General features: G+C 72.7%; 8 protein-coding genes, 1 pseudogene and 1 riboswitch. Of the genes and pseudogenes, 7 read left to right on the forward strand and 2 right to left on the reverse strand.

Annotated elements, in window-relative coordinates; translation table 11 throughout:
* Positions 1-14 precede the first annotated feature (14 nt).
* Positions 15-404, reverse strand: coding sequence for a hypothetical protein (locus BAW75_RS04180; RefSeq protein WP_146074794.1), 390 nt, complete (start codon positions 402-404; stop codon positions 15-17).
* Positions 405-688: 284 nt separating this feature from the next.
* Here BAW75_RS04180 and lanKC point away from each other — a divergent pair, with 284 nt between their 5' ends.
* The 6 genes and pseudogenes from lanKC (at position 689) to BAW75_RS04210 (ending at position 9225) form a co-directional block, all read left to right on the forward strand.
* A complete protein-coding gene (gene lanKC, locus BAW75_RS04185; RefSeq protein WP_104112707.1) occupies positions 689-3295 on the forward strand; it encodes a class III lanthionine synthetase LanKC in 2607 nt (868 codons plus the stop codon).
* A 329-nt stretch (positions 3296-3624) separates the two neighbouring features.
* Positions 3625-4890, forward strand: a complete 1266-nt coding sequence (locus BAW75_RS04190; protein ID WP_104112708.1) for an MFS transporter — start codon at positions 3625-3627, stop codon at positions 4888-4890.
* Between the two features lie 195 nt (positions 4891-5085).
* Positions 5086-5748 carry a hypothetical protein gene (locus BAW75_RS04195; RefSeq protein WP_146074795.1) on the forward strand — a complete coding sequence of 221 codons (663 nt, stop codon included), beginning with the start codon at positions 5086-5088 and terminating at the stop codon, positions 5746-5748.
* A gap of 447 nt (positions 5749-6195) precedes the next feature.
* Entirely contained in the window at positions 6196-7194 is a 999-nt protein-coding gene (locus tag BAW75_RS04200) for a tyrosine-type recombinase/integrase (RefSeq protein ID WP_104112710.1), read from the forward strand.
* A gap of 40 nt (positions 7195-7234) precedes the next feature.
* Positions 7235-8266, forward strand: a complete 1032-nt coding sequence (locus BAW75_RS04205) for a hypothetical protein (RefSeq protein ID WP_104112711.1) — start codon at positions 7235-7237, stop codon at positions 8264-8266.
* Positions 8265-8346: riboswitch (ZMP/ZTP riboswitch) on the forward strand. Its footprint overlaps the gene before it by 2 nt.
* A gap of 13 nt (positions 8347-8359) precedes the next feature.
* Positions 8360-9225 (forward strand): annotated as a pseudogene (locus tag BAW75_RS04210) (bifunctional 5,10-methylenetetrahydrofolate dehydrogenase/5,10-methenyltetrahydrofolate cyclohydrolase).
* A 3-nt stretch (positions 9226-9228) separates the two neighbouring features.
* Here BAW75_RS04210 and BAW75_RS04215 read toward each other — a convergent pair.
* Entirely contained in the window at positions 9229-10008 is a 780-nt protein-coding gene (locus tag BAW75_RS04215) for an endonuclease/exonuclease/phosphatase family protein (RefSeq protein WP_104112712.1), read from the reverse strand.
* A gap of 174 nt (positions 10009-10182) precedes the next feature.
* Between BAW75_RS04215 and BAW75_RS04220 the strand changes: the two genes are divergently transcribed.
* Positions 10183-10893, forward strand: a 711-nt coding sequence (locus BAW75_RS04220) for a sulfite exporter TauE/SafE family protein (RefSeq protein WP_208635182.1), incomplete at its 3' end; no start/stop codon positions are given.

The following is a 10893-nucleotide window of genomic DNA, read 5'->3' on the forward strand; positions in this document are numbered from 1 at the left end:
GCCCCCACCAGCACCTACGGCGCCACGACGTCGGCCGCCGCGTCCGCGGCCACCCGCCACCGCCCGTCCGCGTCGTCGGCGAGCAACGCCAGCACCCGCCGCACCGCCAAGGCATCAGTGCCGTGGCCACCGGGAACCGTCGCACCGGCCAGCGACACCATCACCAGGTCCGCCTCGTCACGGTGCAACACCGACACCTCGGCGACAGCGAGCGACCGCGCGTCCCCACCGGCCACCCCCACCAGCCGCACCGCGTCGCCGGAACGCGCCCGGCCCGCACCCACCGTCCGCAGCAGACACCGCCGTCCGTCCAACGGCACCCCACGCGCGACGGTCACCCACCCCGCCGGCCGCTGCGCCTGCAGGAACACCACCACCGGCGGCGACTGAACCTCGGTCCTCATCACAGACCTCCACAGAAGGAAATGCGGGCGAACAGCCCGCGTACGCGAGAAATTCTGGTCCACACCGGCCCACCGGACGTCCCCGTACCGGGTGACATCCGGTGTCACCTTCCAGACGGACCCCCGACGCCCACCACCGGGCCGGGACGGACCCCGAACCTCGCCCCACGGCCGGACGCCAGCACCGGCCGGCTACCACCACGATGGAACCAGTCCAGGCGACAACGGCAACACACCGAACCGCCCCGGACACCCAACCCATCGTCACGGCCGCGAGGTTTGCCATGCCCACGCCCGGAGCGTTCCTGATCGCCGACCCGGTCCACGTCGACTCACCGGCGTACGTCGCCGACACGGCGAGCCGGTTCCCGCTGGCCGACCAGACCCCGCCCGACGGCTGGCGCGTCGCCGAACACGGCGGCTGGATCATGTGGCACCCCACGCACACCCAGCTGCCCCAGCACGGCTGGAAAGTCCACGTCTCGGTGAACCTCGACGACGCCGCCGACGCCCTCGACCTGGTACGCGACCACTGCGTGACCCACCGGGTCGCCTTCAAGTTCCAACGCAGCCGCCGCCTCGCCCTGGTCAACAACGAGAAGTACGCCCACCGCGCCGGCAGCGGCAAACTCGCCGCCCTCTACCCGGCCGACGACACCGCCCTGCGCCGCATCCTCGACGACCTCGGCGCCCGCCTCGCCGGATACCGCGGCCCCTACGTCCTCAGCGACCTGCGCTGGCACGACGGACCCCTCTACCTGCGCTACGGCGGATTCGCCGAACTCTGGTGCGTCGACGGCGACCAGCCCGTCCCCGCCATCGCACGCCCCGACGGAACCCTCGTCCCCGACCGCCGCGAACCCGTCTTCACCGTGCCCGACTGGGCCCCCGTACCCGACTTCGTCGCCGAGCACATCGCCGCCGTCGCCGCCCAGACCGACGACGAACCGCCCTACCGCATCGACGAAGCCCTGCACCACTCCAACGCCGGCGGCGTCTACCGCGCCACCGACCTGCGCGACGGCCGCACCGTCGTCCTGCGCGAGGCCCGCCCGCACGCCGGACTCGACGGCGCCGGAACCGACGCGCTCACCCGCCTGCGCCGCGAAGAGACCATGCTGCGGCGCCTCGCCGGCCTCGACTGCGTACCCCAACTGCTCGACCGCCTCACCTGGTGGGAACACCAGTTCCTGGTCGAAGAGCACGTCGACGGCGACACCCTCCAACACCACCTCGCCATGCGGCACCCACTCATCCACCCCGACCCCACCGAGCAGGACCTCACCGACTACACCACCTGGGCACTCGACGTCATCGACCAGGTCCAGGCAGCCCTGGCCCGGATACACGCCAGGGGAGTGGTCTTCGGCGACCTGCACACCGCCAACATCATGATCCGCCCCGACGGCCGGATCGTGCTCGTCGACTTCGAACAGGCGTACCTGACCGACGAGGACTTCACCCCCTCACTGGGCGACCCCGGATTCGCCACACCCCGCATCCGCCGAGGCACCGCCGTCGACACCTACGCCCTCGCCTGCCTGCGCCTCGCCGTCTTCGTACCACTGACACCACTCGCCGCCCTGAGCGACGACAAGTTCGACGACCTCCTCACGATCGCCCGGCGCTTCCCGCTACCACCCGGATACCTCGACCGCATCCGCGACGACCTGCGCACCGCACTGCACCCACCCACGCCCGGCCGCCGCCGCGTCACCCGCCACCAGTGGTCCGCCGACCCGCGCCACCTGATCGAATCCCTGGCCGCCGGCATCCGCGCCACCGCCACACCACAGCGCACCGACCGGCTCTTCCCCGGCGACCCCGGCCAGTTCCCCCACGGCGGCGCCACCCTCGCGCACGGCGCCGCCGGCATCATCTGGGCACTCGTCACCACCGGCGTCGACTACCCCGAACGCGACGAACACCTCGACTGGCTCACCCGCGCCGCCCACCGCCTACCCGCCGCCCACCTCGGCCTCTACGACGGCCTGGCCGGCATCGCCGCCCTCCTCGACCGCACCGGACGCCACGACGACGCCGACGAACTGCTCGACCGATGTCGCACCGGCCTGCACCACCGCTACGGCCCCGGCCTGCACAGCGGCCTCGCCGGCATCGGACTCGCCCTGCTGCGCCCCGGCCGACCCGCCCCCGACGACGCCCTGCACATCGGCGACCGACTCGCCCGCACCCTCACCGGCGACACCACGCAACCCGTACCCGAACCCACCCGCCCCGGCCTGCTCCACGGCTGGTCCGGCCCCGCGACCTTCCTCACCCGCCTGCACGAAACCACCGGCGACCCCGCCTGGCTCCGCGCCGCCCGCACCGCCCTGCGCCGCGACCTGCAACACACCGTCCGCGACGACAACGGCAACCTCCACGTACGCGACGGCGCACGACGACTGTTCTACCTCGACGAAGGCAGCGCCGGCATCGCCGTCGCCGCCCACACACTGCTCCGCCACGGCGAACGCCAGTGGCTGCGCGACATCGTCACCACCGTCCGCCGCACCATCGACGTCGAATTCGTCCTGCTGCCCGGCCTCTTCCACGGCCGCGCCGGACTCCTCGCCACCGCCGCCCTGCTCACCGACGACCCACCGCGCCGCGCCACCCCGCACCGCCCCGTCGGACTCGTCCGCGACGACGCGCCCCACCACGTCCCCGCGCACCTGACCCGCCTCGCCTGGCACGCCTACGCCCTCGACGGCCACCTCGCGTTCCCCGGCGACACCCTGCTGCGCATCTCCACCGACCTCGCCGCCGGCGGCGCCGGAATCCTGTCCGCCATGCACGCCGCGCTGCACCGCACCGCCGTGACGCTGCCCTTCCTCGACGCGCCCACCCACGTCGCGCCCACCGGCCACCTCCTCGCCGCGAGCTGAACCCCCGCCCGGCGCCCACAGACCCCGTCGGAACCACCGACGGCCAACCCACCACACCCGAGAAGGAGGTGAACCCCCATGACGAAGCTCCTCAACCTGCAGGCCATGGCCACGCAGAACGGCACCCGCCACGCGGTCCCGCCGCAGTCCAGCAGCATCAGCATCGCCTGCTGCAACGGCTGAGACGGCAGTGGCGAACGGGCCACCAGCCCCAGCCACACCTGATCCGCCTGGCGACCCGGGCGGGCGGCCACCGCCCGCCCGGGTCCGTCGTCAACCCGGCCCGGTGAAGCCGGCATCCCGCCCGCCACCACGCACACGGAGCCCCCATGCCGCCCACCGGCCTACGACACAACCGCGACTTCCTCCTCATCACCGTCGCCCGCACCGCGTCGAAACTCGGCACCCAGGTCACCGCCGTCGCCACGCCGCTGCTCGTCCTGCTGACCACCGGCTCCGCCACCGACGCCGGCCTCGTCGCCTTCGCCGAAGGAATCGCCCTGGTCCTCGTACTCCTGCCCGCCGGCCTGCTCGCCGACCGCCGCGACCGGCGCATCCTCATGCTCTGCTGCGACGCCGGCGCGCTGCTCGCCGTCACCGGCGTCACCGTGCTCGCCCTCGTCGGACACGCGCCAGTCCTGCTCATCGCCGTCCTCGCCGCCGCCACCGCCGGCCTCGGCGCCGCGCTGCAACCCGCCGCCGCGGCCGCCACCCGCGCCGTCGTCCCCGCCCGCGACCTGCGTACCGCCACCGTGTTCAACGAGACCCGCAACGGCGTCGTCCACCTCGCCGGCCCGCCGCTCGGCGGCTTCCTGTTCGGCCTCGCCCCGGCACTGCCGTTCCTCGTCGACGCGCTCTCGTACGCCGTCTCCCTGGTCGCCGTGGCCCTGCTGCGCGGCCCACTCGGCCGGTCGGCGACCACGCCGGGGGAGTCCCTGCCCCGGCAGGCCGTAGCCGGGGTCCGTTTCCTGTGGCGGCAACCGTCGCTGCGGTTCACGCTGCTCTGCGGCGCCGTCCTGAACTTCGCGTTCGCGGGCGTCCTGCTGGCGATCATCGTCGTGCCGGTCCGCAACGGCGCCTCCGGCCTGTCCGCCGGAACCGTCATGGCATGCGTCGGCCTCGGCGCCGTCGCCGGATCACTCGTCGCGTCCTGGCTGACCGCCCGGGTACCCACCCGCTGGCTGATCCTCGCCGTCGTCTGGGCCTGCGCCGTGCTGACCGCCGCGATGGCCACCACCGACAACGGACTGGTCCTGGGCGCGCTGGCCGGCGCCTGCGTCCTGGTCGTACCGGCCGCCAACATCAGCATGCTGACCCTCCAGACCCTGCTCACCCCCGGCGACCTGCAGGGGAGAGCGAACGCCGCGACCAGCTTCATCGCGCTGATCGTCGCGCCGTTCGGCCCGGCCCTGTCCGGCCTGCTGATCGACCGGGTACCGGCGCCGGTGGTGTTCGGCAGCTTCGCGGCGATCATGCTGGCGCTCGCCGTGGGCGCGGCCGTCGCGCCCGCCGTACGCGCCATGCCCGACCTGCGGGCCGTCGAGGATGCCCCGGAGCCCGGCGAGGCCGAGCGCCGCGACCCGCAGCCGGTTTGAGCTGATCTTCGTACCGGCAGGCAGGGGAGAGGGTGCTGGTCTTTCCGGGGACGTTCGGATGATCACGAGAGCGCCTCGCCCGTGCCACCATGTAGGGCCCCTCCCAGGACAGGCCACAAGGGACGAGGTGCCGGCATGGAGTTGCGTAGGAGCCGAGAGAAGCTGTGGAGGGGCCTTACGCTCTTCGGAGTCGGCGTGCTCCCGCTGCTTTACCACACTTCCGCGTCGACCGGACGATGGATCCTTCTCGGCCTCTGGCTGGTGTCGGCCGGCCTGTTCGTCGCCTACCAGCTCAGGCCGTTCCGGTTCTGCATCGGAGCCGACGGACTGGATCTGCGGGTCGCCGGGCTCAACCGGCTCGTGGCGTGGGCCGAGATCGACGCTGTCGTGCTCGACCAGCCGCTACCGTCCCGTGGCCGGAACCAGAGAGCCGCAAAGGTGCTGCTGGTGCCGGCCACCGCCGCGACGATCGACCGTCCGCTCACCAGCCGGAGCCCGGTCGACGGGCGGCCGGCCCTGAAGCTGCTCGACCTCGATCAGGTGCGGCAGCCGGCGGACGACGTGGCGGACGCCCTGGCCCGGTTCGGGGCAGGGCGATTCGCAGACGTCCGGCAGCAGGCCCCGGAACTGTCCGACGACGCGGATACGCCGGACACGGAGGCCCTGACGTTGTTGGCCGACCTGACACCGCGAGTCCAGAAGGCGCTCGACTCCGGGCAGGTGTCGCAGCGGCAGGCGGTCAAGGCAGAGGTGGACGCGGCACTCGCGAGACTGCAGGCCGGAGGTCACCAGCCACGGATGGCCGCGCTTCTGAAGGTCATGTCGGACACCCTCGGCGAAGACGTAAAACCCTCCTGAGTCGCGATTCGATAATGTACATTATGTCAAGTAGAGCTCCGGCGGGCCTCCCCGGACGTCCTCGCGAGGCGGCTGACCTTCCGGGACTTGGAGGTCCGGCCGGCTGCCCCGTCGCACCGCACACCTAGGCACGGCCCGCCGACGCCGCACTCTCAACCCATCCACCGCTCCGGCGATCATGAGGTTGGCGGCGACAAATGGGACAGCATCCGCGGTCAACTTCATGATCGCCGGAGCAGGGAGGGCACCGGCCCCTTTCACCGCCCTCCCTGCTCCGGCCGAGTGCCGACAGGTGTGGCTGCCGCCGCCAGTACGCGGATGTGGCTGCATCGGAGCGCCCGGGTTGCCGCCACCTCGGCGCAGTGGAGCCGATCATCGGTCGAGCGACTGCACTCCCCCTCGAAAGGACCCCTGACGGGAACGCGAGAATCATGCATAATATCCCTTATGCATGACAAACCGGACGAAACGGTAGGTGCTCTGATCGAGGAGTTCCTGACCGCCCGGGCCACCCGCAAGCCCTCCCCCCACACCCTGGCCGCGTACCGGAGGGATCTGACCGCGGTGGCCGAGCTGATCGCCGCCGACGGCGACGCCACTCCCCTCCCCCTGGACCGGGTCGCGGTCAGCTCCCTCTCCCCCAGAGTGATGCGCGCGGCGTTCGCGCGGTTCGCCGCTCCCCGCGCGGCCGCGTCCGTCCATCGTGCCTGGTCGACGTGGAACAGCTTCTTCACGTTCCTGGTGGCCGAGGGCGTCGTACCGGGCAATCCGATGCCGGCGGTGGGGCGGCCCCGTACGCCGCTCCCCCGGCCCAAGCCGCTGCGGGGCGAGGACACCCCGGAGGAGTTGCTGGCGGCGGTCGCGCGCGCGGAGGGCCGGCAGCGTGACCCGTGGCCGGAGCGCGACCTGGCGGTGCTGGCCCTGGCGTTGTGTGCCGGGTTGCGCCTGTCGGAGCTGCTGGCGCTGCGGGTGTCGTCGGTGGCGGGGCGCGACGGCGAGCGTCGGGTGGACGTGGCGGGTAAGGGCGGACGGCCGCGTACGGTGCCGATCGAGGACGCCGTGGACCGGGTGCTTGCGGGTTATCTGGACAGCCGGCGGCTCCGGTTCGGGGCGCGCAACGTGCGGCCGGACTCTCCGTTCCTCGTGGACCGCCACGGTGAGGCGCTACGGCGGGGTGGGCTGCAGTACCTGGTGGAGTCGTGTTACCGGCGGGCGGGCATCGGTGACCGGGTGCCACGGGGCGCGCGGTTGCACGCGTTGCGGCACACGTTCGCGACGCGGTTGGCGGAGGACGGGGCGAGCGCGGCGGAGATCATGCGGTTGCTGGGGCATGCGTCGTTGGCGTCGTCGCAGACGTACATCGAGGTGACGGCAGGTCAGCAGCGGGCGGCGGTGGCGGCGAACCGTACCAATCGGGCGTTGTCGGGGTTGGCGCCGCGGCGGTGAGGGCCGCGCGGCGGTCTGCTGGGCTGGCAGGATCGGGCGGATGCGGGTAGGTATGGCGCGGGCGGTGGCGGTCGGGTGGGTACGGGAGCGGATGCGCGCTGACCCGGTGATCGAGGGGGCGTTCTTCAGCGGGTCGACCGTGGGATTGCCGGACGACGCGGTGCTGCCGCCGTGGTCGGACGTGGACGTGTTGCTGGTGCGTCGGGAGCCCGGCGCGAAGGTGGGCAAGTTCGTGCATCGGGGGGTGCTGCTGGAGGTCAGCACGATCACGTGGGCGGAGTTGGGCGGCCCGGAGGATGTGCTGGGGTCGTGGGTGTTCGCGCCGATGTTCCGTACCGATGGGGTGATCGCGGATCCGTCGGGCCGGCTGGCCGCGGTGCGGGAGCGGGTGGCGGCGGGGTTCGCGGATCCGGTGTGGGTGCGGACGCGGTGCGCCGGTGTGCGGCGGCGGATCGAGGGCGGGTTGCGGGCGGTCGACGCCGAAGCGCCGACCGCGGAGCAGGTGTTGGCGTGGGTGTTCCCGACGTCGCTGCTGGCGGTGTGGCCGGCGGTGGCGGGGCTGGTGGATCCGACGGTGCGGCGGCGGTACGTGCGGGCGGAGCGGGTGTTGTCGCGGTTCGGGTTCGCCGTTCGGTATCCGGAGCTGCTGGACACGTTCGACGGCGGCGGGGCGGGTGTGGACGTGGCGCGGGTGCGGGCGCATCTGGCCGGGTTGGTTGTGGTGTTCGACGAGGTGGCACGCCTTCGGCGGGAGGGGTTCGCGTTCGGGGCGGATCTGGGTGCGGCGGGGCGTCCGGTGGTGTTCGACGGTGCGGCTGAGCTGATCGCTGCGGGCCGGCATCGGGAGGCGATGTTCTGGGTGCTGGTGACGTACGCGCGGTGTCATGTGGTGTTGGGCGCGGTGGCGCCGGAGCGGGAGCGGGCGTTGCGGCCGGCGTTTCAGGCGGTGCTGGCGGATCTGGGTGTGGCGTCGGCGGCGGATCGGCGGCGGCGGGCGGACGGTCTGCTGGCGGCGTTGCCGGGGTGGCAGGCGGTGGTGGATGCGGTGGCGGCGCGGGCTGTGGCAGGCTGAGGGGGAACGCGACTGGCGGCACGGGGATGGGTGAACCATCGGGGAGCTCGTCGTGGGGGTCGACCGCCTGGGCTCCTGCGGGCGAGGTGTCGTATGTCTTCTGCACGGTTGTTGCCGGGTGCCCCGGTGGCGGAGCAGGTGTTGTCGGAGGTCGCCGCGTCGGTGGCCCAGTTGCGTGCGGCGGGGGTGACGCCGGCGCTGGCGACGGTGCTCGTCGGTGACGACGACGCGAGCGCGGGTTACATCCGGATCAAGTCTCGGCAGGCGTCGGAGCTGGGTTTCGTGTCGCCGCACGTGCATCTGCCGGCGTCGGCGTCGCAGGCGGATCTGCACGCGGTGCTGGCGGACTTCAACGCGGACGCCACGGTGCACGGGGTGCTGGTGCAGTATCCGATCCCGGGTCATCTGGACTACGACCGGGCGTTGGCGGAGCTGGATCCGGACAAGGACGTGGACGGGATGCATCCGGTGAACATGGGCCGGTTGGCGTTGGGGTTGCCGGGTCCGTTGCCGTGTACGCCGGCGGGGATCGAGGCGTTGCTGGCGTTTCACGGTGTGCCGGTGGCGGGCCGGGAGGTGGTGATCCTGGGCCGGGGTGCGACGTTGGGCCGGCCGCTTGCGATGTTGCTGGCGCAGAAGCGGCCGACGGCGAACGCTGCGTGACGGTGGTGCACACGGGGGTGGCGGACTGGCCGCGGTACACGCGGCGGGCGGAGATCCTGGTGGCGGCGGCGGGGGTGCCGGGGATCGTGCGGCCGGAGCATGTGCGTCCGGGCGCGGTGGTGGTCGGTGGTGGGGTGCGGTACGAGGGGCGGCGGTTGCTGCCGGACGTGGACGAGTCGTGCGCCGAGGTGGCGGGTGCGATCACGCCGCGTGTGGGCGGGGTGGGTCCGACGACCGTGGCGATGTTGTTCCGTAACGCGGTGGACGCGGCGCGGCGGCAGAGTGGGCTGGGCTGAGCGTCAGCCGAGGTCGACGACGAGGGGCCGGTGGTCGGAGATGGTGGCCAGCGGCGTGTGGACGGCGGTGACGGGTGGGAGCCGGTCGAGGGCGTGCCGGTCGGCGAGGATGTGGTCGAGTTGGACGCGGGGTTGCCCGGCCGGGTAGGTGGGGCGTCGGGCGAGGGGTCGCCAGCGGGTGAGCGCGGCGGCGGGTCCGGCGGGCAGGTTGAGGTCGCCGAGCAGGATCCGGGGTGCGGGCAGGGTGCGCAGGGCGCGGATGACGCGGCGTAGCTGCCAGATGTTCCAGCCGGGGACGAACGACAGGTGGGTGGCGGCGACGGTGAGGGGGCCGTGGGGGGTGTCGAGGACGGCGGCGAGCACGACGCGGGGTTCGTCGCGGAGCAGGATGAGGCCGCCGCCGGGGCCGGGCGCGTAGATGGGTGAGCGGACGGGGGCGGCGCGTAGCCGGGTGACCTGCCAGGAGCGGACGGGGTGGCGGCTGATCAGGCCGATGCCGTAGAGGGGTTCGCCGTGGCCGTCGTCGTCGTGGGTGAGGGGGCGGAACTGTTCGCCGGGGGTGCCGACGACGGCGGCGGCGAAGCGGTGGTGGTCGGCGTGCAGGGCGCGGGCGGCCAGGGCGGTGAGGTCGAGTTTGCCGCTGCGGGTCTGGTCGCGGTCGACTTCCTGGAGGGCGAGGACGTCGGCGTCGAGGGCGGTGACGGCGGCGGTGAGCCGGCGGGGGTCGACGAGTCCGTCGGTGAGGGATCGGCCGTGCAGCAGGTTGAAGGTGGCCAGGCGCACCTGGACACCCTACGTCGTCGTGGCAGTCTTGCCGGGTGCTGAGACTGTTGTGCTGTTCGATGCTGGTGTTCGTGGCGGTGGGGTCGGTGGGGGTGTGGTTGCGGCGTCGTCGGGGCCGGTGAGGCTTGCCACAGGTGGCGTTGTCGCTGGTGGCGGGGTGGGCAGAATGCGGCGGTGGATGCCCTGTCGTTGACGACGTTGCTGACCGCTGCCCTTGTCGCGGGGTGGGTGGACGCGGTGGTGGGTGGCGGTGGTCTGTTGTTGTTGCCGGCGTTGCTGGTGGCGGCGCCGGGTGTGCCGGTGGCGACGGCGTTGGGCACGAACAAGCTGGCGGCGATTTTCGGTACGTCGACGGCGGCGGTGACGTATGCGCGGCGGACGAAGCTGGACTGGGGTGTGGCGGGTCCGGCGGCGGGGTTGGCGGTGCTGACGGCGGGGTTGGGTGCGGCGCTTGCGGGTGCGGTGCCGGGTGGCGCGTACCGGCCGGTGGTGCTTGTGGTGCTGGTGGCGGTGGCGGTGTTCGTGATGGCGCGGCCGTCGCTTGGTGTGGTGTCGTCGCCGCGGCGCACGCCGGGGCGGGTGGTGGTGGCGGTGGCGGTGGCCGGGTTGGGCATCGCCCTGTACGACGGGTTGATCGGTCCGGGTACGGGCACGTTTCTGGTGTTGGCGTTCACGGCGATTCTGGGTTCGGATTTCGTGCACGCGTCGGCGATGGCGAAGGTGGTGAACGCGGGTACGAATCTGGGTGCGCTTGTGGTGTTCGGGTTGACGGGGCACGTGTGGTGGGCGTTGGGTGCGGCGATGGCGGTGTGCAACGTGGTGTGGGCGGCGGTGGGCGCGCGGATGGCGTTGCGGCGGGGTGTGGGGTTCGTGCGGGTGGTGCTG

It is taken from the genome of Micromonospora chalcea, assembly GCF_002926165.1.
Lineage (GTDB): Bacteria > Actinomycetota > Actinomycetes > Mycobacteriales > Micromonosporaceae > Micromonospora > Micromonospora chalcea.